Source organism: Blastococcus tunisiensis (assembly GCF_900112815.1).
GTDB lineage: Bacteria > Actinomycetota > Actinomycetes > Mycobacteriales > Geodermatophilaceae > Blastococcus_B > Blastococcus_B tunisiensis.
In genome coordinates this window covers 123,884-144,381 of sequence record NZ_FOND01000013.1, presented here as the reverse complement: position 1 = coordinate 144,381, position 20,498 = coordinate 123,884, and the positions used below count along the sequence as shown (strand labels likewise).

Genomic DNA, 20,498 nt, shown 5'->3' with positions numbered 1-20,498 from the left:
CGCTTCCCTTGAAAGAGTCAAGAAACGGCGGCCGCCCGATCGGCAGCCGGAGACCCGCCCGCCGCACTCGGTCGCTGCCGACGGGGGACGCGCGCACCGCCGTCGGCAGCGACGTAGGACCGGTACGGTCGTCGGGGCGATGAGCGTGCAGCCGCGTCCTGGTGGACCCGCGCCACGGTTCGGGATCCTCGGACCGCTGCGCCTGGAGGTCGGCGGCGGCGAGGTGCCGCTGCGCAGTCCCAAGCAGCGCAGCCTGCTGGCGGCCCTGCTGATGGACGTCGGTGTGCTCGTGCCCTCGGACCGGCTGGCCGAGATCCTGTGGGCCGCTCGCCCACCGGATGACCCGGCCGGTGCCGTCCACACGCACGTCTCCCGGCTGCGGAGGGTGCTCCACGACCACGGCGGGCAGCGGGCGGCAGAGCTGGTGGTCACCCGCCCTCCGGGCTACGCGCTGCTCGCCGACGGCGACATGGTCGATGCCGGCCGCTTCGAGCGCCTGGTCGGCGAGGCGCGCGCTGCCGCGACACCGGAGGCCGCGGTCGAGCTCACCCGGGCGGCCCTCCGCCTGTGGCGGGGCACGCCCCTGCCGGAGATCGAGCACGAGCGGGCGATCGCCGAGGCGGCTCGTCTGGAGGAGCTGCGCGCGACGGCGTGGGAGCTGCGCGCCGACGCGATGCTGCGCCTGGGCCGCGCCCCCGAGGTGGTGGCCGAACTGGAGCTGCCGATCACCCGCCATCCCTTCCGGGAGCGGCTCCGCGGCCAGCAGATGGTGGCGCTGTACCGATCCGGCCGGCAGGCGGAGGCGCTCGCCGCCTACCGCGAGCTGCGCGGCAGGCTGGTCGACGAGCTCGGGGTGGAGCCCTCGCCGGCCCTGCGGACGCTGGAGCAGCGGATCCTGCAGCAGGTCGAGCACCTCCCGTGGCCGGTCTCCCCGGAGGACGGCGCGGCGTCGGGAGCCGACCGGGCGGAACGACCCGCGCTCCCCGAGGAGCTGACCACGCCCATCGGCCGCGAGGCGGACGTCCGGGGCGTCGTGGAGGCGCTCCGGGCCCGGCGCGTCGTGGTCCTCACCGGGGTCGGCGGGGTGGGCAAGAGCCGACTCGCCCGCCGCGTCGCGCGGGAGCCGGCCGGGGACCACGCCGACGGCGTGGTGTGGTGCGACCTGGTGGGTGCCGCCACCCCGGAGGCGGTCCCGGAGGTGGTGTCGACGGCGCTCGGGGTGCTGCCGTCCGGGCGGGGGAGCCTCGCCGGCCTGGTCGAGCTCCTGCGCCGACAGCGGCTGCTCCTCGTGCTCGACAACTGCGAGCACGTGCGGCGCGGTGCCTCCGGACTGGTGCAGCGGATCCTGGAGAGCTGCCCGGGGGTCGACGTGCTGGCCACCAGCCGCCAGCCCCTCGACCTCGCTGCCGGTCAGGTCTGGCCGGTCCGGCCGCTGGGCCTCGCGCCGGGGGACGGCGGCGCGGTGGAGCTGTTCCGCGACCGGGCGGAGCGGGTCGACCCGACCGTCCGGTGGACCGGCGCCGACCGGGCCGCCGTCGCCGAGATCTGCCGGCGGCTCGACGGCCTGCCCCTGGCCATCGAGCTGGCGGCCGCGCGGACACGCTCGATGACGCCGGCCGACATCGCCGGCCGGCTCGACCACCGGTTCGACCTGCTGACCGAGGGGCCCGGCACCGGTCCGCCCCGCCACCGGAGCCTGCAGGCTGCCCTGGACTGGTCCTACGACCTGCTGCCCGTGGCGGCACGGCAGGTGTTCGACCGCCTGGCGGTCTTCGCCGGCGGGTTCTCCGCCGACGCGGCGGCCCGTGTCTGCGCCGGCGGCGCCGTGCCCGCCGACGCGGTCGCCGACCGGGTGGCCGAGCTGGTCGACCACTGCCTGGTCTCCGTCGACCGCTCGGGGAGGAACGCGCGCTACCGCCTGCTGGAGAGCCTGCGCGCCCACGGGGAGGCCCACCTCGGGAAACGGGGGGAGCTGGACACCTGGACCCGCCGGCACGCCGAGCACTGCACGTCCCTGGCGGTGCGGGCCGCCGACGGCCTGCACGGTCCCGACGAGGGACGGTGGGTGCGGCTGCTCGACACGGAGTTCGCGAACATCCGCGTCGCGCAGCACCGGGCCTGCGCATCCGGGCAGCTGGACGTGGCGCTGCGGTTGCCGGGGCTGCTGTGCGACTACGGCTACTACCGGCTCCGGCCGGAGGTGCACGGGTGGTCGGAGCGGGCGCTCGAGCTGCCGGGCGCGTCGGCCCACCCCTTCTTCCCGGCCGCGCTGCTCACGGCAGCGGTCGGCCACATGCAGCGGGGCGCGCTCGACCGGGCACTGGAGGCCGGGGCCCGCGTGCTCGCCGCGGCGACGGACGAACGTCTGGTCCTGCGTGCGACCCAGCTGCTCGCGGAGGTCGCCCTCTACCAGGGCCGGCTGGACGACACCGAGCGGCGCGGGCAGGAGCTCCAGGACCGCGCCGCCTCGGCCGCGGACCCCTACTTCGAGGCGCTGGGACACCTCTACCGCATCCACGCGGCCGCCTACGGCGGGCGGGCCGAGGCCGCCGCCGAACGGCTCGGCACCGGGTGGCGCGTGGCCGGCAGGGCGGGCACCCCGACCCTGCGCGCGGGGTTCAGCTATCTGGAGGGGGAGATCCGGCTGGACGCCGCGCCGGAGGTGGCGCTGGCGGCGTTCCGCCAGGCCATCCAGACCGCCCGGTCCGTCGGCAACCGGTTCGTCGTCGGGGTGACCCAGGTCTCCGTCGCCGCCCTGCAGGCGCGGCACGGATCGCCCGAGGAGGCCCTCGCCTCCTTCCGGGAGATCATCGACTCCTGGCGGCGCTGCGGTGACTGGGTCCACCTGTGGACCGCGGTGCACAACCTCCTGGTGCTGTTCGAGCGCGCCGGAGCGCACGAGGCCGCAGCGGTCCTCCACGGTGCGGTGCGGACCGCGTCCACCGGCGCCCCGCCCTTCGGCGGGGACGCCGAGCGGCTGCGGCACACGGCCGCCGCGCTGCGCCGCACCCTGGGTGAGCAGGCCTTCGCGGCCGCCGACGCGCGGGGTCGGTGCATGAGCGACGAGGACGCGGTCGGCTTCGCGCGGGAGGTGATCGGAGACCTCCTGGTCGGCGTCCCGGCCTAGCCTTCCGGACCGGACGACGGTGAGGAACCGTCCGCAGGAGATGCCCTCGGCGTGGTCCTCGAGATGCGTCCCCTCCTCCGACGTGGGTTCCGGACTCCTCTCCGGGCCTACGGCCGGGCCTCGAACACCCGGTGGATCGCGGCGTCGGCGACGGTGCGGAAGCGGGTGAAACCGGCCTTCCCGACGATCTCCCCGATCGCCGCGGCTCCGGCCTGTCCGCCCAGCGCGTAGCGGCCCTCCTGGGCGAGCGCGTTGGGCACGCAGACGACGGTGGACATGCCGTAGCCGAGCCGGCCCAGCGGGTTCAGGTTGTCCTCGGTCCGGTCGCCGGACCGGATCTCGACGAGCAGCACGGTGCCGTCCTCGGCGAGGGACTCCCGCGCGTGGGCGGCGGCGCCCACCGCGTCGCCGAAGTCGTGCAGCGCGTCGAAGAAGCAGATCAGGTCGTAGCCCCCCTCGGGGGCCGGGTAGCCGCCGGCGTCGGCGACCTCGAAACCGATCCGGCCGCCGTCCCCGAGTCCGGCGTCGGCAGCACGCCGCCGGGCCACCTCGACGGACGCGTCGTGGTAGTCGAAGCCGGTGAAGGTGGCGGTCGGGAAGGCCTCGGCGAGCAGGATCGTCGACGCACCGTGGCCGCAGCCGACGTCGGCGACGTGCCCGCCCTGCCGCAGCCTGGCCTGGACTCCGTCGAGCGCGGGGATCCAGCTGTCGACGAGGTGCGCCCGGTAGGCGGGTGCGAAGATCGCCTCCGTCGATCCGAAGAGCCCCGGGTCCTGTTCGTGCCAGCCGACGCCGCCGCCCGAGCGGAACGCCGCCTCGAGCCTCTCCTCGACCGCCCAGACCGCCGCCATCTGCGCGAAGCCGGGGGCCAGGAGGACGGGGCTGCCCGCGTCCACGAGGACCAGGGCGTGCTCCGCCGGGAGCTCGTAGGTGCCGCGCGCGGGCTCGTAGCCGACGTACCCGCCGGCCGCCTGGTTGGCCAGCCACTCCTGGAGATAGCGCTCGTGCACGCCGGTGCGTGCGGCCAGCTCCGCCGGCGTCAGCGGACCGGCGCCGGCCATCGCCCGGTACAGACCGAGACGATCACCGATGTGCGCCAGGGCCGTCGAGACCGTGGCGCCGAGATCACCGACCACCTGCCCCAGGAACTGCTCGACCTTCCGTTCGTCGATGGACATCCGGTTCACCCCTCGGTGTCGACAGCTGATGGCCGACACTCGCTCCGCCGGCTGTCATCCCGCTGTCGTGCACCTGTCGAGAGGGCACCCCCAGGTCCGGGTCAGCTCTTGGTGCCCGGCTCGTTCCGGTGGGTCTCGAACGTCTTGTGACCGTTCGGGCACGGTGGGATCTCGTCGCCCTGCGTCACGTGCACCTTCTCGCTGCAGTGGGCGCAGTAGAAGTCGCCGGTCTTCTGCGCCTTCTCGCCCGCATGGGCGGCCATGGGTACCTCCTCGTGCGGCACGCGGACGGCCGCGTCGTCGGTGGGTGGTGGGGGTCAGGGCGAGGGGTCGAGGGCGACCTTGGTCCAGCCGGTCTGCCGCTGGTCGAAGGTCTCGTAGGCCTCGAGGACCGACGGCATGTCGTCGACCTGGGTCAGCACCGTGGACGGGTCGATCGCGCCGGTGCGCACCAGCTCCAGCAGGTGCGGGATGTAGCGCCGGTGGTTGCAGTTGCCCATCTTCACGGTCAGGTTCTTGTTCATCGCCGCGCCGGTCGGGAAGCTGGTCATCTGCGGCGGGTAGACGCCGATGATGCCGATGCTCCCGGCCTTGGCGACGGCCTGGACCGCCCACTGCAACGACTGGCTCGGCGCATCACCCGGTACCCACGTGTGCCCGTGCGGGTCCTGCTCGGGAGCCACCTGGGAGCGCTCCTGCTCGAACTGGTCGGCCTGCTCCTGCGCGGCCTCGGCGGCCGGTCCGCTCTTCGGCCGCTGCGCGTCGACGCCGACCGCGTCGATCACCCGGTCGACGCCGATCCCGCCGGTCAGCTCCTGGACGACGGCGACCGGGTCCTCGGCGTTGAAGTCGATGGCTTCGGCGCCGCGGGAACGGGCCTGGTCCAGCCGGCTCGGGATGCCGTCGACGACGAGGACCCGCCCGGCGCCCTGCTGGAAGGCGCTGGTGACGGCGAACTGGCCGACCGGTCCGGCGCCGAGCACGAGCACGGTGTCCCCGTCGCCCACCTCGGCCAGCCGGGCGCCGAACCATGCCGTGGGGTAGATGTCGGAGAGCATGATCGCCGCGTCGTCGCCGACCTCCTCCGGCAGCCAGACCGGGCCGACGTTGGCGAACGGGATGCGGGCGTACTGGGCCTGCAGACCGTCGACCGGCCCGGTGGTCTGCGGGCCGCCGAAGAAGCAGGTGCCGGCCGCGGGCCCGTTGGGGTTGGCGTTGTCGCACTGGGCGTAGTAGCCGGCCCGGCAGTAGGAACAGGTGCCGCAGGCGACGGTGGACGGGACCACCACGCGGTCGCCGGTGCGGAGGTTGCGGACGCCGGGTCCGACCTCGCGCACGACGCCGAGCGCCTCGTGGCCGAGGATCGTGCCCTCGACCATGCCCGCCATCGTGCCGCGCACGAAGTGCAGGTCGGTGCCGCAGATGGCGCTCGCGGTGATCTCGACGATCGCGTCGGTCGGGTCCTGGATGGTGGGGTCGGGGACGTCGTCGAGCCGGATGTCGCCGACGCCGTGCCACACGACTGCCTTCATGCTGGTCCTCTCGTCCACGAGTCGCCCGGACGTCTCTGGAGCGCTCGCCGCCCTCCTCCGACGTGCTCGCCGGCGGGGCAGGACCGCCTCCTACCCCTGCCCACGGCACCTACGCGGCCCGCGCGGGGGTGTCCCGCGGGCGGACCGGCCGGAGCGCGGTGACGCGGCGGCGGCGGGTGTACCTCCGAGGGCGCCGGGTAGGGCGCGAGGACCGTCGAACCCAGGCGCTCCACCTCCTCTCGCCCAGGAGGGCCCCATGGCCTTGTCCTACCCGACCCAGCCCGGCGACATCGACCACCTGATCGCCGACGACCACGCCGCCGTCGACCGCCAGTTCCAGCACCTCGAGGCCGGGCGAGGGAACCGGCGGGTGCTCGTGGACCAGATCTCCTTCCAGCTCGCGCTGCACGCCTTCGCGGAGGAGACCGTGCTGTACCCGATCTGGCCGGAGATCGGGATGACCGACGAGCACGACGACGCCGAGCACGAGCACCAGCAGATCAAGGAGCTGCTGGTGACCCTCGGCCGGACCGAACCCGGTGAGGACGAGTTCGAGGAGGCGCTCCAGAACCTGATCGGCGTCGTCCGCCACCACGTGGACGACGAGGAGCAGGACGAGCTGCCGGAGTTCCGGGAGAAGGCCGGCGCCGGGCGCATGGCGCGGCTGGGCCGGGAGTTCCTGGCCGCCAAGCGCATGGCGCCCACCCGGCCGCACCCGCACGCCCCCGACGAGGGCATCGCCGAGCGGGTCGCCGGCATGCTCGCCAAACCCCTGGACCACGTCCGCGACCTGCTGTCCGGCAAGCAGAAGGAGATGGCCACCGACGCCTCCGGCCTGCTCACGCCCCAGGCGCAGGCCGTCGTCGATGCGCACTCCGCGCTGGGCCCGCTGCCCTTCGAGATCCTCGAACCCGACCAGGCGCGCAGGCAGCCCGGTCCCGACGACGCGGTCCGGAAGGTGATGGCCGACCGGGGCATCGACGGCCCCGAGGAGGTCGGTTCGGTGGAGGACATCGTCGTCCCCGACGCCGCCGGCGGGCAGATGCGGATGCGGGTCTACCGGCCGCTCGAGGCGGGCTCCGAACCGCTCCCCGTGATCATGTGGATCCACGGTGGCGGGTGGGTGCTCTTCGACATCGACACCTACGACGCCTCCTGCCGCGGCCTGGCCAACAAGACCGGCGCGATGGTGGTCAGTCCCGAGTACCGCAGGGCGCCCGAGGCGGTGTTCCCCGCCGCGCACGACGACGTCCTCGCCGCGTACCGCTGGGTCGTGCAGCACGCCCCCCAGATCGGTGGCGACCCGCTCCGGATCGGCATCGGCGGTGAATCGGTCGGCGGCACGATGACCGCGGCCACCGTGCTGCAGCTGGTGCGGGCAGCGGAACCGCTGCCGGCTGCGGCCGTGTGCGTCTACCCGCTCACGACCGGGCAGCAGTTCGGCGAGTCCATGGAGGACGCGGCCGATGCCCGGCCGGCCAACCGCGCACTGATCAGCTGGATGGCGATGCACGCCTTCGAGGGCGTCCCGGGCGGTGCCGAGGATCCGCGGGTGGACCTGCTCGGCTGGTCGCGCGACCAGCTGGCGTCGATGCCGCCCACCCTGGTCGTCACCGCGGAACGCGATCCGCTGCGCAGCCAGGGGCAGCAGTTCGCCGACGACCTCGCCGCCGCCGGCGTCGAGACCACGCACCGCCACTACGACGGCGTCATGCACGAGTTCTTCGGTGCCGCCGCCGTCCTCGACGAGGCGGAGCAGGCCCAGCAGGAGGCGGCCGCGCACTTCACCCGCGCGTTCGGGGCCGTGCCGACCACGGTCGGCGCGGCACCGGTGGGCGGTTCGTCCCGGTGACGGCGGCGCTCCGGCTGGCCGTCGACGAGACGGTGGGCGACCTGGAGGTGGTCCACCAGTTCAACCGTGCCATGCCCACCGGCGTGACCGTGTCGCACGGCGGGCGGGTCTTCGTCTGCTATCCGAAGTGGGGCGACGACGTCGGGTTCACGGTGGCCGAGCTGCGGGACGGCCGGGAGGTCGCCTACCCGTCGCAGGAGCTCAACGACAACCGCTCCGACGCCGACCCCGAGCGGCTGGTGTCGGTGCAGAGCGTCGTCGTCGACCCGGCCGACCGGCTGTGGATCCTCGACACCGGCAGCCCGATGTTCCGGCCGACCGAGCACGGCGGCCCCAAGCTGGTCTGCGTCGACCTGACCACCGACGAGGTGGTCGCGACGATCCTGTTCCCGGCCGACGTGGCGTTGCCGACGACCTACCTCAACGACGTCCGGTTCGACCTGCGACGGGGGGACGGCGGGGTCGCGTTCATCACCGACTCCTCCGACCAGGGGCCGAACGGGATCGTCGTCGTCGACCTGGCGTCGGGGGAGTCGTGGCGCCGGCTGCACGAGCACCCGACCACCAAGGCGACGGTCCCGCCCGACCTGCGGATGGTGGTCGAAGGCGTCGAGTTCGTGGAGCGCTCGCCCGACGGGGAGATCTCCCCGGTCAGGATGGGCGCCGACGGCATCGCGATCGCCGCCGACGGGAGCCGGCTGTACTACTGCCCCCTCGCCGGGCGGCGCTGGTACAGCGCGTCGGTCGACGCGCTCGCCGACCGCGCGCAGGACGACGAGGCCGTCGCCGCCACCGTTCAGGACGAGGGCGACAAGGGCTGCATCAGCGACGGCCTGGAGACCGACGACCGGGGCCGGCTCTACGTCACCGACGGGGAGCACGACGCGATCCACCGCCGCCTGCCGGACGGGAGTTGGCAGACCGTGGTCCACGACCCGCGCCTGCTGTGGCCGGACACGATGTCGGTCGCCGCGGACGGCTTCCTCTACGTCACGGCCAACCAGCTGTACCGGCAGGACAGGTACCGCGGGGGAGTGGACGAGCGGCGACAGCCGTACGTCCTCTTCCGGACGCCGATCGGCGCGGGGCCGGTCCGGCTCCGCTGATCCGGACGCGGCCGGTCCGCCCGCGTCCGCACCGGCGCGGCCCGGCCCGTGTCGGCCGACGGGCTCAGCCCTCCCCGGTGGCACGGAGCACGAGGACGGCGAGGTCGTCGGCCGGGCGGCCGGACTGGAACTGCATGACCGCCGTCTCCAGCATCGTGGCGACGTCCGCGGCACCGGCTCCGGCGCCGCGGCGAGCAGCGACCGCAGCCGTTCCTCGCCGAACAGCGCGAGGCCGCCCTCACCGGTCCGGTAGCGCGCCTCGGTGATCCCGTCGGTGTAGAGGACCAGGAGGTCGCCGGGCGTGAGCGTCGTGTCCGCCACCGGCAGCTGGATCTCCGGCAGGCTGCCCAGCAGCGCACCGGGCGTGCCCACCTCCTCGACGGCTCCGGTGTCCCCGCGGACGACCAGCGGGAGCGGGTGGCCGGCGGAGGCGGCGCGCAGGTCGATCCGGTCCCCGACCCGTCGCGCGAGGACGCAGGCGACCGTGCACGTACCGTTCGGCGTGCCCTGCCGGACCAGGACGGCGTTGGCCGTGCGCAGCACGTCCGCGGGGTCGGACGTGTGCATGGCCGCTGCCCGGACGGCGTAGCGGACGGCGGCGGTGATCGAGGCGGCGACCGGCCCGCTGCCCTCGACGTCGCCGATGACCAGCAGCCAGGAGGAGTCGTCGATCTCGACGAGGTCGTAGAAGTCCCCGCCGACGGTGGCCACCGTCCCGCCCGGCCGGTACGCGGCCGCCAGCTCCGCCCCTCGGGGTTGCGGCACGTCGGGCGGCAGGAGGCTGGTCTGCAGGTCCTCGGCGAGCCGGCGGTGGCGCTCCTCCGACGCGGCGAGTGCCTCGGCGAGACGGTGCTCGGTGGTCACGTCGTCCACGACCACGCACAACCCGATGACCTGACCGTCGTGCGACACGGGGAAGAAACTCGCGTTCCAGTGGCGGACGTCCCCCGGCCGGCTGCCCACCGCGCCGGTCATCAGGACGTCCCGCCGCGGCCGGCCGGAGCGCAGCACCTCGCGGTAGAGCACCTCGGCCTCGTCACCGATCCCGGGATGCAGCTCGGCCGGCGTCCGGCCCAGCAGCTCCCCGGCCGGAAGGCCGTTCATGTCCTCGAGCACCGGGTTGACCCGCACGTGCCGGACCTCCTCGTCGAACAGTCCGATGCCGAGAGGCGCGCTGTCGATGACCGCGTCCAGCTGGGCCGCGATCACCTCGAGCCGACTGGGTTCCGCTCCGCTGGGTTCAGGCACGAGGAGGACAGTAGGCAGCCGGGCCCGGTCCCGTGCCGGAACGGGCGCAACCGGTCCCGGGCAGCTCCAGTACCGCGCGGTCCGATGACGGTTCCGTGACGTCGCGTCGATGCCGGTGAGCCGCGGTCGGAACTGCGCGACGATCGGCCCTGCGTGGTCAGCACGATGGTCTCGAGACGCGGGGGCGGTCCCATGCGCGCGATCGGTGGCACGACGGACGGACGACGACAGGGCGCGCGGCTGGCCACGGTGCTCGCCGCGGTGGTGACGCTCAGCACCGGCCCGGTGCTCGGTGGCCAGGTCGCACGGGCGGCCGACTGCCCCGACCCGGTCCGCGCGGTCCTGGACACCACGCCGGCCACGGCGGAGCGCACCGTGGCGCTGACCTTCGACGACGGGCCGTGGCCGGAGAACACGCCGGCCGTCCTCGACGTGCTGCGGTCCCACGGCGTCCGGGCCACGTTCTTCGTGCGCGGGGACCAGGCCGCCCGCCATCCGGACCTGGTGCGGCGGATCGCCGCCGAGGGGCACGCGATCGGGAACCACACCTGGTCGCACCCGGACCTCAGCCGGCTCTCCGCGGCGGGGCGGGCGACCGAGATCGACCGGACGACGCGGGCGATCGTCGATGCGACCGGCACGGGTCCGTGCTTCTTCCGAGGCCCGTACGGCATCCACCACAGCGCCGCGATCGCCGGACCTGCGTGGGAGCGCGGCATGACGGTCGTGGACTGGTCGATCGACACCCGGGACTGGTCGACTCCGTCGGGCTGGAGTCCGTCGTTCCAGCAGCAGATCGTCGCCCGCGCCACCTCGCCGGGCAGCGCGCACCCCATCGTGCTGATGCACGACGGTGGCGGCTACCGGCAGAACACCGTGGCCGCGCTCGACGACATCATCGCCTTCTACGCCTCCCGCGGGTACACCTTCACCGACCCGCTGGGACGGGGATCGAGCGGTGGCGGGGGCTCAGGGGGCGCCTACGTCGTCCGGCCGGGGGACACGCTCGCCTCGATCGCGGCCGGCCACGACACGAGCTGGCGGGACATCTACGCCGCGAACCGGGCGACCATCGGGCCCGACCCGGGTCTCATCCGGGTGGGGCAGCGGCTGGCCATCCCCGGTGCGGGCGGCGATCCGGGCGGCGGCGCGGGCGGCGGCGCCAGCACCGCCTACGTCGTCCGGCCGGGGGACACGCTCGCCTCGATCGCGGCCGGACACGACGTGAGCTGGCGGGAGATCTACGCCGCCAACCGGGCGACGATCGGGCCCGATCCCGGTCTGATCCGGGTGGGGCAGCGGCTGACCATCCCCGGCGGCTGACTGCCGGTTCCGGGACGGTCCCGCCGATGCAGGAACCGGACCTCCCGCCGCGGGGGGACCGGACGACCCGCTGCCACCGCTCGCCCGCGCGCAAGGTCTCCGCGCGCGGGAACCTTCGTCCCTGGCGCTCGACCTCGCCCGCGACGAACGTGGGTCCGCACCGGTGGACGAGGAGGACGAGCGATGGGTGCAGGAGGGAATGTGCGGTCGGCGATGCGCAGGGCCGGCCGGCTCAGCGGAGCACCGTTCCGAGCGGTGTGGCGCTTCGGTGGCTGGGTCCGGCACTCGGCTGCCGACACGGAGGGGGTGTACGGGGCCAACCCCAACGACCTGCCGCCGGACGACCGGGTGACGAAGGCCGCCATCATCGCCCACGGGCTGGGCGGCGGCGGTGGGGGCGGCGCAGGCGGCATGCAGTAGGCGGTTCGGCCGCCGCGGAACTGCCGGGCGGAGGGCGGGCTCACCGGGCACAGCCCGGTGGTCCGTCACCCGCGGCCCGGCGTCCCGGTCGGTCCACCGCCGGCTGGTGCGCTGCGACCGCCCGCCGACTCCGGCCCGCGGTCGGTGCTCACGGCTGCCACCACCTGCTCCACCCGCTCCTGGCAGACGCGCCAGCGGCGCTGGTTGTCGTGCACGAGCGCGGCCGACTCGCAGCACAGGTCGGCCGCGCGCGAGATCACCTCGGTGGCCGCGTACAGCCGGCGGGGGACGGCGCGGGTGCCCGCGAGGTCCGCGCGCAGCGCGGCCGGGCGGAAGTCGATGCCTTCGAGCATGTCGCCGGCCCGACCGAGCAGGTGCGAGATCAGGGATTGCATGTGCGCGGACAACCAGTCGTTGCTGATGATCCGGTGCCGTTCGCCCATCACGTCGGCCAGCTCCTCGAGCTCCAGCAACGCTGCGGTCGCGGCCCACGACGCCTGCATCGCGGCGGCCAACCACTCACCGCTGGCCGCGAAGCGGTCCGCGTCGGCACGCAGGTCGGCGATCATCGCGCTCACTTCCGCCGGGCGGCCTTCCCCTTCCAGGAAGAGGATGCCGTCGAGGGCGGTCGCGGCCTCGCTGTTGAGGTCGTCGGCGCCCTCGTACGGACTCAGCGCCGTACGGGAGGACGGCTCTGCGGTGGTCCACCGGTCGGCCAGGGCCAGCAGTGCCCGTTCGTGGCGCTGGAGCCGCAGGGCGCTCTCCAGCGGTGAGGCGGCGTAGAACCGCTCGTGTTCCTGGTGGAACCGGAACAGGTTGAGCGCAGCGCCCAGCGCGGGGTGGGGCTGCGCCGGACCGCTTCCCGGCGCTACCCCGACGTCTCCCGGTGCGTCGCTCCCAGCCGGCGGGCGCGCACCCGCGTCCGCCGGATCCTGTGACGGACGCCGATCGTGAGGGGGCATGACCGCACGGTCCCCGGCTCGGCGGCCGCCCGGGAGGGCCGATCGTCCCGGACCGGCAGGTCCGGCGGGCCGCGGGGCGCGCCGGGGCTCCCTGGTGCGAGCCAGGACCCGCTCGATGCCGGGCCGCTCACCTCCCTCCGTGGGTGGCCTACTCACCCGACCGGGTCCACCCGTCGGCCGGCCCGGAGGCTCGGGATCGTCGCCTCCGCCGTGTCCGGCACCACCCGGAAGGTCGGGAACCGGTCGGCCACGGTGGCGATCTCCTCCACGGCGAGGTCCGGTCCGACGCCGAAGAACGCCCGGGCCTCGCGGCCGACCGTGCTGCTGCCCCGGCGTCGTCCCGCCCGCAGCACGTAGGAGCGGATCACCGGCGCACGGTCGGGGGGCGGCACCTCGACCAGCGTCACCTCCCGGCGACGACCGCGGCGGGCCAGCACGACCCGACCGCGGGCCGCACGGACGTTGCGCACCCACTCCGACTCGCCGGTGAGGGACACCAGGTAGTCCTGACCGGCGTGCTCCGCCCGCACCAGGTTGGTGCGCCGGAGCACGCCGGTGTGGCGGCCGGGCACCTCGAGGGTCACCACGTAGCCCGGGCTCAGCCCCAGTGCGGTCAGCGCGTGCCCCAGCCACTGGAGCCGTGCATACAGCGGTGGTGGTGGCCGGTAGCGCTCCGCGCGTGGATCGCCGACCGGGACCAGCAGTCGGTCCATCCTTCGCCGCAGACGACTGCGTCCGTCGTCGGCGAAGGCCCGCAACGCCTCCGTCGCGCCGACCGCGAGCGGATACCCGTGCCCCGGCGCCAGCACGCGGGGTTCCAGGGCGGCCAGCGCAGCGATGGACTCCCGAGCCGCGCGCCGGTCCCACGTCGAGTACCAGGGTGGCCCGGCCAGCCGCCGGCGGCCGGACAGCACCCCGGGGACCGAGTTCGAGTCCACGGTGAGGACGGCGTCGCCGGAGACCAGCACGCCGTCGCGCCGGCGGAGATAGGCGACGGAACCGGGAGTGTGCCCCGGGGCGGCGATCCACTCCCAGTCCGGCAGCCCGGGTACGACACCTCCGGGCGGGAGGGCGCGGGCGACGTCGGTGATGTCACCGACGGCCTCGATCCGGGAGCGGGTCCTGGCCGGCAGCAGACGCATGATCGGCATGACGACCCAGTGGTCCAGCGGCATGTCAAACTCGGGGAGGTACTTCCCGGCTGCCATCGGCAGCTCGACGGGGTGGACGTGGACCGGCACGTCCCACGACCTGGCGAGCTCCCCGGCGGCCGCCGAGTGGTCGGGATGGATGTGGGTGAGCAGGATCGCCGCGGGACGCGCACCCGGGCCGAACAGCGACTCGGCCGTCCGCCGGATCGTGTCTGCGTCGCCGGCCCATCCCGCGTCGATCAGCGCCCACGCCTCCCGGGAGCGGACCAGGTAGACGTTCGAGGCGGGGAAGCCGCGGCCCAGCGTGACGACGTGGACGTCGTCGGCGACCTGGAGGGGGCCTCGTCGTCCCCGCGGTGGCGGCCAGCGGTCCGGCGTCCGTTCCGGGTATCCCACGGTGCAGGTCACGGTGCGTTCCCTCCATCGGGCCACGAGGCCCGAGGGCCCCGCCGGCATCGGTCAGCCGTACGGAACGGTCCCCGGCGGCCTCCCGGACCGGGAGGGCCGGAGGGTTCCTCGGGTGACCGACCATCGTCCCGGGGAACCGGTCAGGCGTCCCTCCGGCGCAGCGACACCGCCGCACCGATGAGGGTGACGGCCACGTAGGCCATGAAGACGGCGAACCCGGTCCATGGCGCGAGCACCACCGGCCCCCCATCGACCGCCGCGGTGACCTCCGGCGAGGCGATGCGCTCTCCCGCGGTGGACGGCAGGTACGGGTAGACACCGGTGAACCAGTCCGAGGTCAGCATCAGCAGCTGGACGACGGTGGACAGCAGCAGGAGGACGCCGAGTGCCGCGGTGATGGCGCCGGCCGTGTGCCGGATGAGGGCCCCGAGGCCCAGGCCCAGCAGGCCGACCCCGGCCAGGTAGAGCCCGGTGCCCCAGAAGATGCGCTGAACCTCCGGATCGGCGAGGTCGGCGGCGTCCTGGCCGCCGAGCACCGGGAGGGTGACCAGGTAGGCCAGCGCGACACCGAGGACACCCAGCAGGAATCCCACGGCGGCGATGAGCACCGCCTTGGCGGCGAGCACCGGGGTCCGCCGCGGGGCCGCGGCCAGGGAGGAACGGATCATGCCCGTCGAGTACTCCCCGGTGATCATCAGCGCGCCGAGGACGGCCACGACGACCTGGGCGAAGGTGTACCCCAGCCCGATGGCTGCCTCCCCGCCCGGCGCATCGTCCGCCCCGGCGGCGCCGACGGCTGCAGCCAGGGCCATGACCGTCGCGATCAGCACCATGGCGAGCACGGTGGCCACCACCGACCAGTAGGTCGAGCGCAGGCTCCACAGCTTGATCCACTCCGAGTGCAGCACCCGGGGGAAGGTCACGGGGGAGACGGCGACCTGCTGCTCGGTGGCGGTCGCGGTCGCCGCAGTGACGGCGGTGCTCATCGGGAGGCTCCTTCCGGGGCGGGCTCCGAGCGGTAGACCACCTCGTCGTGGGTCAGGGACAGGAAGGCGTCCTCCAGCGACGCCCGGACAGGAGTCAGCTCGTGCAGCGGGATCCCCGATCGGGCCGCTGCGTCGCCGATCTGCTCGCTGCCGAGCCCGCGCACCTCCAGCCGGCCGTCGGCGGCGGGTGTCGCGGTGCCGCCGGAGGCCGTGAGCAGCTCCGCGAGTTCCCCGGCCCTCGGTGACCGGACCAGCACCGTGGCCGTCGTGGTGGCGTCGATGATCTCCTGCACCGCGCCGGCGGCGATGATCCGGCCGCGGCCGATCACCAGCAGGTGATCGGCCGTCTGGGCCATCTCGCTCATCAGGTGCGAGGAGATGAACACCGTGCGGCCCTCCGCCGCGAGCCGGCGCACCATGGTGCGCACCCATTTCACGCCCTCCGGGTCCAGGCCGTTGACCGGCTCGTCGAGGATCAGCGTCCGCGGGTCCCCGAGCAGCGCGGCGGCCATGCCCAGCCGCTGACCCATGCCGAGCGAGTAGCCCCCGACCCGCCTGCCGGCGACGCTCTGCAGCCCGGTCATCTCGACGACCTCGGTGACGCGACGAGCGGAGATCCCGTGGGTGGCGGCCATGGCCCGCAGGTGCTGCCGCGCGCTGCGTCCGGTGTGCACCGCCCGCGCGTCGAGGAGGATCCCGACCTCGGCCAGCGGTCGACGGTGCTCGGCGTAGGGCCGGCCGTTGACGGTGACCTCGCCGGAGCTGGGCCTGTCCAGCCCGACGATCATGCGCATCGTCGTCGACTTGCCCGCGCCGTTCGGGCCGAGGAAGCCGGTCACCGTCCCCGGTCGCACCGTGAAGGAGGCGGCGTCCACCGCCGTGGTGTGCCCGTAGCGTTTCGTCAGTTCGTGGGCCTCGATCATGTGCGCCCACGCTGTCCGACCGTGCGGCGGGGGACCAGGGCGGGTCGTCCCCGGCAGTGGGGGACCTTCGTGGATGCCCTGACCCGGGCCGGTCGTGCTCCTGGGCGACGGACGCCGACCGGCGTGGGGCTCAGCCGGCCGGAGCGGGCTCCGGAGCCCCGCCGAGGAGGGCGCTCAGCTCGACCCGGCTGCCGACACCGAGCTTGGCGAAGACAGCCTTCGCGTAGCCGTGCACGGTGTGCGGCGACAGCCAGAGCCGCCGTGCGATCTCCGCCTCCGGGGTTCCGCCGGCGAGCAGACCGGCCACCTCCCGCTCCCGCGCCGTGAGGGCCGCCGAGGCCAGCACCAGCGGGGCCAGGTCGCTCTGTCGCGCGGGCTCCAGCAGGACCGCGACGAGTGCACCGGTCGTGCCCCCGCCACCGAGTACGCCGGCACGGACGACGAGGTAGCGCCCCGCGCGACCCCTGACCCGCGCCTTGGCGGGTGGCCCCGTGCCGGTCGCCTCGAGTGCACGCGCCAGCGAGGCCACCTCGTGCACCACGCCCGGGAGCGGCGTCCCGTCGTCCGGGAGTTCGGCGAGCAGCTGCCGGGCGGCATCGCTGCAGCCGGTCACCCGGCCGTCGTCCGTCACCAGGAGTACCGCCGGGCCGTCCGGGTCGCCGGGCTCCGGGCAGGCCCGCGCCAGCGCGTGCGCCTGCCGCAGTCCGCCGCCCAGCGCCGCCGCGACGCGCGCGAGCGACCGCTCTTCCGCGGCGGTGAACCACGGCGCTCCGGCCGGGCGGGTCAGGCAGACCTGCCCCCAGCAGTTCCCGCCGGCGCGGAACACCCCGCGGATCTCGTCCCCCAGGCCGAGCGGCGAGTAGAGCTCGCGGTGCCGGGCGCTGTCGGCCAGCCGCCCGCCGGTCTCCGCGGACAACCGACCGACCGGTGATCGGCGGTGGGCCAGTGCGGCGAACGAGTTCAGGTCCGGCGTCGTCCGCTCGTGCTCGATCAGCCGGCGCTGGACGTCCGGGTCCACCCGCTCCCCGTGCACCGTGGTGGCCAGCCCGGTCGCCGGGTCGCTGAGCATCCACCCGGCGGCCACGTAGGGCAGTCCCCGGCGCACGACGCCGGCCACCTCGTCGAGCAGGTCCTCCGGCGGCAGGACCCGCGAGCAGCGGCGGGCCACCGCGCGTTCCGCGGCGGTCCGGGCGGCAGCGGGACCGGTGCCCATCCCGCCACTGTCCGCCTCCTCCGCCGGGCTGTCGAACCCGCCGGTGCACCGCGGAAGACCCCCCGGGCAGGGGGTGGGTCCCACCGGCCGTCCAGCCGCACGATGGGACCGGAACCGAGGGGAGATGTGTCCACGATGAGGAACGACACAGCACGCACCGGATCCGAGGAGACGCTGCCGGTCGTGGTGATCGGAGCCGGGCCGACCGGTCTGGCCACCGCCGCCGCCCTCGGCCGCCGCGGGGTGCCGGCGGTGGTCCTCGAGCAGGGGCACGCCGTCGGTGCGGCGTGGCGCCGCCGCTACCGCGGGCTCCGGCTGAACAGCGGCCGGGCGTTCTCCGGGCTGCCCGGAATGCCGATCCCCCGGAGCAGCGGCACCTTCCCCGGCCGGGACGACGTGATCGCCTACCTCGAGTCCTACCCCGCCACCGCCGGTCTCGACGTCCGCACCGGCGTGCACGTGCAGCAGGTGAGCGACGACGCGGGCCAGTGGCGGGTCGTCACCGACCACGGCGACTGGCGCACCGGAGAGGTCGTCGTCGCCACCGGGCTGCTGGCCCGCGGCACCGTGCCGTCGGAGTGGAACGCGGACGCATCCTCGATCCGCGTCGTCCACTCGACCGAGTACGCCGACCCGGCTCCGTTCGCCGGATGCGACGTGCTCGTCGCCGGCGCCGGTTCGTCGGGGCTGGAGATCGCGCACGACCTGGCGCACGGTGGCGCCCGCAGCGTCCGGCTGTCGGTGCGCACACCGCCGAACATCCTGCCCCGGTCGGTGGCCGGGATGCCCGGTGATCCGGCGGTCCACCTGCTGCGCCGGCTGCCGCCACGGGTGGCCGACGCCGCCGTGCGACCGCTGCAGCGGCTCACCATCGGCGACCTCGCCGACGTCGGCCTGCCCGCACCGGAGGAGGGGCCCTTCACCCGTCAGCGTCGGCCGCACGACGCCGGTCCGGCCATCGTCGACCGCGGGGTCGTCGACGACCTGCGGTCCGGCCGGATCCCGGTGGTGGCCGCGGTCGACCGCTTCGACCGCGACGGCGTGCACCTGGCCGACGGCAGCGTCCTGCAGGTCGACGCCGTCATCGCCGCGACCGGACTCCGCCCCGGCCTGGAGCCGTTGCTGGGCGACCTCGACGTGCTCGACGACGACGGGCTGCCGGTGGCACAGGACGAGGAGGCGGCGCTGCCCGGGCTCCGGTTCGTCAACTTCGGGATGCGGCCGGGACTGCTCGCCGCCGCGGGTCAGCGCGCCCGCCGCGCGGCGGCCGCGATCGCCCGCGAGTACCGGGAGCGGGACGAGGAGGAAGAGTCCATCCGGTGGCTCGTGCACCGCTCGCGCGCCGCGTGACCACGGCACCTCCGGGCCGAGACCCCACGGATCCCGGACCACCGACCGAGGTCCTCACCGGCACGGCCGTTCGCCCATGTGGGGCCGCACGGGTGACCGGCAGCGTCGCAGCCGTGGTCGAGAACCGAGGAGCCCGCATGACCGGATGTCGCGTGCGTCTGGTGCGCGCCCACCCGCACATCGGGCGCCCGGCGCCGGCGGCCCGGGGATGAGCGCGACGCGGAGCGCCGGTGTCCGTACCGCGGCGAGCGCACGTCCGCTGCTGACCTTCGTGCTGCTGGCTTACGGCATCTCCTGGCTGCTGTGGGCACCGGCAGTGCTCGGGGTCGGAGGGCCCGCGGGAACGGTGCTGCTGGCGGCGGGCGCGTTCGGCCCGGCGGTCGCGGCCGGGCTCGTCGTCCGCTGGTCGGGGGGCTCGGTGCGCGGCTGGCTCCAGCCGCTGCTGCGCTGGCGGGTACCGGCGCGCTACTGGGTCTACGCCCTCGGGCTGCCGGTCGCGCTGTTCCTATCGGTGAACGTCGTGCTGGCGCTGCTGGGCGAGCAGGTGCACCTGGACCGGCTCGGTGCGGCGGCCGGGTCCTGGATCGGCACCTTCGTCGTGGTGGCGCTCGTCGGCGGGGGGCAGGAGGAGCCCGGCTGGCGGGGCTTCGCGCTCGACCGGCTGCAGGCCCGCCACTCACCCCTGGCCGCCACGGCCCTGCTCGCGCTGATCTGGGGGCTGTGGCACCTGCCGATCTACGGCATCGGCTTCGTCGGACCGATGCTGTTCGCCGTCTTCTACACGTGGCTGTGGAACCGCACCGGCAGCCTGCTCCTGTGCGTCGCCCTGCACGGTGCCTTCACGCCGTCGCTGGATCACCTGGTCCTGGTCGACGACAGCCTCGTGGTCGACGCCTCCATCCTCGGCGTGCTCGTGCTGGCGGCCGTCGCCCTGGTCGTGCTGACCCGCGGCCGGCTCGGCTTCGATCACCGCCCGGTCCCGGTGGCCGATCAGGCGGCCGACGCCGGCCGCATCGCCGGTCGCTGACCCGGCAGCAGCGAGGGAGCGCAGTGGACCGGCGCAGCACCGTCGTCTACCTGGTCGGAGCCGTCACCGTGTGGGGCGGCACGGTCGTCGCCCTGGGGATCCTGCTGTCCGGCAGCGGCCGGTTCGGCGAGGTGCTGGCGATCCTGGTCGGGCCCGCGGTCTGGTTCGTGCTGCTCGTCCCCGCGGGCCTGTCGTGGACGACGAGGCGCCGGCGGGAGCAGGAGGGGAGACGTCCGGCAACCGTCGAGGACGCCGACCCCCCGGCCGAACGGAACTGATGCGGCACCCTGCCCCTGCGACGAGGGCCGGCACGAGGGGAGTCCCGGCGTCCGCCGGGCGCCACCGGGTGGCGACGGGGTGCTCCTGGCGGGAGCGCGGACCGGCCGCGCGTGTCAGCGACGGGCCATCGCCTCACGGACCTGCCGCACCGAGGGATTCGTCAGGTGCTCGCCTCCGACGACCACGGTGGGCGAGAGCTCGTACCCCTTCTCGTGCCGCGCCCGGACCTCGGCCGCCCCCACCTCGTCGCGGAAACGGACGGATCGGTAGGGCACACGGGCCAGGGTCAGCTGCGCCCGCAGCTTGGTCGAGTAGGGGCAGCCCGGCCGGTAGTACAGGATCGGGATGTCGTCGTCCATGGCGGACCCTTCCTGAGCGTCGGAGGCCCTTCCTGCCGGCCACTCGGTCGGGAT

The 20,498-nt window shown here is 74.7% G+C and carries 17 protein-coding genes and 1 pseudogene; 8 read left to right on the top strand and 10 right to left on the bottom strand.

Features of this window, described 5'->3' with window-relative positions:
* Nucleotides 1-139 precede the first annotated feature (139 nt).
* Nucleotides 140-3,127 (top strand): AfsR/SARP family transcriptional regulator, encoded by a 2,988-nt coding sequence (locus BM142_RS16625; protein WP_092201245.1) that lies wholly within the window; start codon nt 140-142, stop codon nt 3,125-3,127.
* Between the two features lie 107 nt (nt 3,128-3,234).
* On the opposite strand, the gene BM142_RS16620 is transcribed toward BM142_RS16625, so the two are convergent.
* From BM142_RS16620 to BM142_RS16610, 3 genes are all read right to left on the bottom strand, one after another.
* Nucleotides 3,235-4,305: a class I SAM-dependent methyltransferase gene (locus BM142_RS16620; RefSeq protein WP_092201306.1), complete on the bottom strand. Its 1,071-nt coding sequence runs from the start codon at nt 4,303-4,305 to the stop codon at nt 3,235-3,237.
* Between the two features lie 101 nt (nt 4,306-4,406).
* Nucleotides 4,407-4,568 carry a zinc ribbon-containing protein gene (locus tag BM142_RS16615; RefSeq protein WP_092201243.1) on the bottom strand — a complete coding sequence of 54 codons (162 nt, stop codon included), beginning with the start codon at nt 4,566-4,568 and terminating at the stop codon, nt 4,407-4,409.
* A 54-nt stretch (nt 4,569-4,622) separates the two neighbouring features.
* A complete protein-coding gene (locus BM142_RS16610; RefSeq protein ID WP_092201304.1) occupies nt 4,623-5,837 on the bottom strand; it encodes a zinc-dependent alcohol dehydrogenase in 1,215 nt (404 codons plus the stop codon).
* A 256-nt stretch (nt 5,838-6,093) separates the two neighbouring features.
* Here BM142_RS16610 and BM142_RS16605 point away from each other — a divergent pair, with 256 nt between their 5' ends.
* Nucleotides 6,094-7,689, top strand: a complete 1,596-nt coding sequence (locus BM142_RS16605; protein WP_092201241.1) for an alpha/beta hydrolase fold domain-containing protein — start codon at nt 6,094-6,096, stop codon at nt 7,687-7,689.
* Nucleotides 7,686-8,795 (top strand): major royal jelly family protein, encoded by a 1,110-nt coding sequence (locus tag BM142_RS16600; RefSeq protein ID WP_254791019.1) that lies wholly within the window; start codon nt 7,686-7,688, stop codon nt 8,793-8,795. The genes BM142_RS16605 and BM142_RS16600 overlap by 4 nt, the downstream gene beginning before the upstream one ends.
* 192 nt (nt 8,796-8,987) lie before the next feature.
* On the opposite strand, the pseudogene BM142_RS25685 reads toward BM142_RS16600, so the two are convergent.
* Nucleotides 8,988-10,004: pseudogene (locus tag BM142_RS25685) on the bottom strand (PP2C family protein-serine/threonine phosphatase); the annotation flags it as partial.
* A gap of 231 nt (nt 10,005-10,235) precedes the next feature.
* On the opposite strand from BM142_RS25685, the gene BM142_RS16585 reads away from it, so the two are divergent.
* Nucleotides 10,236-11,366: a polysaccharide deacetylase family protein gene (locus tag BM142_RS16585; RefSeq protein WP_175527312.1), complete on the top strand. Its 1,131-nt coding sequence runs from the start codon at nt 10,236-10,238 to the stop codon at nt 11,364-11,366.
* Nucleotides 11,367-11,549: 183 nt separating this feature from the next.
* A complete protein-coding gene (locus tag BM142_RS24615) occupies nt 11,550-11,786 on the top strand; it encodes a hypothetical protein (protein ID WP_175527311.1) in 237 nt (78 codons plus the stop codon).
* A 65-nt stretch (nt 11,787-11,851) separates the two neighbouring features.
* On the opposite strand, the gene BM142_RS16575 is transcribed toward BM142_RS24615, so the two are convergent.
* The 5 genes from BM142_RS16575 to BM142_RS16555 form a co-directional block, all read right to left on the bottom strand.
* Nucleotides 11,852-12,748, bottom strand: a complete 897-nt coding sequence (locus tag BM142_RS16575; RefSeq protein ID WP_217640756.1) for a hypothetical protein — start codon at nt 12,746-12,748, stop codon at nt 11,852-11,854.
* Nucleotides 12,749-12,900: 152 nt separating this feature from the next.
* Nucleotides 12,901-14,307: a nitroreductase/quinone reductase family protein gene (locus tag BM142_RS16570; protein WP_217640755.1), complete on the bottom strand. Its 1,407-nt coding sequence runs from the start codon at nt 14,305-14,307 to the stop codon at nt 12,901-12,903.
* Nucleotides 14,308-14,447: 140 nt separating this feature from the next.
* Nucleotides 14,448-15,293, bottom strand: a complete 846-nt coding sequence (locus BM142_RS16565; protein ID WP_092201231.1) for an ABC transporter permease subunit — start codon at nt 15,291-15,293, stop codon at nt 14,448-14,450.
* Entirely contained in the window at nt 15,290-16,216 is a 927-nt protein-coding gene (locus BM142_RS16560) for an ABC transporter ATP-binding protein (RefSeq protein WP_092201229.1), read from the bottom strand. Before BM142_RS16560 ends, BM142_RS16565 begins: the two co-directional genes overlap by 4 nt.
* Nucleotides 16,217-16,346: 130 nt before the next feature.
* Complete coding sequence (locus BM142_RS16555; RefSeq protein ID WP_092201227.1) at nt 16,347-17,429, bottom strand: LuxR C-terminal-related transcriptional regulator; 1,083 nt, start codon at nt 17,427-17,429, stop codon at nt 16,347-16,349.
* A 135-nt stretch (nt 17,430-17,564) separates the two neighbouring features.
* On the opposite strand from BM142_RS16555, the gene BM142_RS16550 reads away from it, so the two are divergent.
* From BM142_RS16550 to BM142_RS16540, 3 genes are all read left to right on the top strand, one after another.
* The gene (locus BM142_RS16550; RefSeq protein ID WP_175527310.1) at nt 17,565-18,779 is read left to right on the top strand and encodes a flavin-containing monooxygenase; all 1,215 of its coding nucleotides are present in this window, start codon (nt 17,565-17,567) and stop codon (nt 18,777-18,779) included.
* A 208-nt stretch (nt 18,780-18,987) separates the two neighbouring features.
* Nucleotides 18,988-19,806, top strand: a complete 819-nt coding sequence (locus BM142_RS16545) for a CPBP family intramembrane glutamic endopeptidase (protein WP_175527309.1) — start codon at nt 18,988-18,990, stop codon at nt 19,804-19,806.
* A 23-nt stretch (nt 19,807-19,829) separates the two neighbouring features.
* Nucleotides 19,830-20,084, top strand: a complete 255-nt coding sequence (locus BM142_RS16540) for a hypothetical protein (protein WP_092201221.1) — start codon at nt 19,830-19,832, stop codon at nt 20,082-20,084.
* Nucleotides 20,085-20,198: 114 nt separating this feature from the next.
* On the opposite strand, the gene BM142_RS16535 is transcribed toward BM142_RS16540, so the two are convergent.
* Complete coding sequence (locus BM142_RS16535; RefSeq protein ID WP_092201219.1) at nt 20,199-20,444, bottom strand: glutaredoxin family protein; 246 nt, start codon at nt 20,442-20,444, stop codon at nt 20,199-20,201.
* Nucleotides 20,445-20,498: the final 54 nt, after the last annotated feature.

Coding starts and splice junctions, on each gene's coding strand:
- BM142_RS16615 (WP_092201243.1), bottom strand. CDS start 4,568: ATGGCCGCCCATGCGGGCGAGAAGGCGCAGAAGACCGGCGACTTCTAC.
- BM142_RS16610 (WP_092201304.1), bottom strand. CDS start 5,837: ATGAAGGCAGTCGTGTGGCACGGCGTCGGCGACATCCGGCTCGACGAC.
- BM142_RS16555 (WP_092201227.1), bottom strand. CDS start 17,429: ATGGGCACCGGTCCCGCTGCCGCCCGGACCGCCGCGGAACGCGCGGTG.
- BM142_RS16550 (WP_175527310.1), top strand. CDS start 17,565: ATGAGGAACGACACAGCACGCACCGGATCCGAGGAGACGCTGCCGGTC.
- BM142_RS16575 (WP_217640756.1), bottom strand. CDS start 12,748: ATGCCCCCTCACGATCGGCGTCCGTCACAGGATCCGGCGGACGCGGGT.
- BM142_RS24615 (WP_175527311.1), top strand. CDS start 11,550: ATGGGTGCAGGAGGGAATGTGCGGTCGGCGATGCGCAGGGCCGGCCGG.
- BM142_RS16565 (WP_092201231.1), bottom strand. CDS start 15,293: ATGAGCACCGCCGTCACTGCGGCGACCGCGACCGCCACCGAGCAGCAG.
- BM142_RS16605 (WP_092201241.1), top strand. CDS start 6,094: ATGGCCTTGTCCTACCCGACCCAGCCCGGCGACATCGACCACCTGATC.
- BM142_RS16625 (WP_092201245.1), top strand. CDS start 140: ATGAGCGTGCAGCCGCGTCCTGGTGGACCCGCGCCACGGTTCGGGATC.
- BM142_RS16545 (WP_175527309.1), top strand. CDS start 18,988: ATGAGCGCGACGCGGAGCGCCGGTGTCCGTACCGCGGCGAGCGCACGT.
- BM142_RS16535 (WP_092201219.1), bottom strand. CDS start 20,444: ATGGACGACGACATCCCGATCCTGTACTACCGGCCGGGCTGCCCCTAC.
- BM142_RS16560 (WP_092201229.1), bottom strand. CDS start 16,216: ATGATCGAGGCCCACGAACTGACGAAACGCTACGGGCACACCACGGCG.
- BM142_RS16620 (WP_092201306.1), bottom strand. CDS start 4,305: ATGTCCATCGACGAACGGAAGGTCGAGCAGTTCCTGGGGCAGGTGGTC.
- BM142_RS16585 (WP_175527312.1), top strand. CDS start 10,236: ATGCGCGCGATCGGTGGCACGACGGACGGACGACGACAGGGCGCGCGG.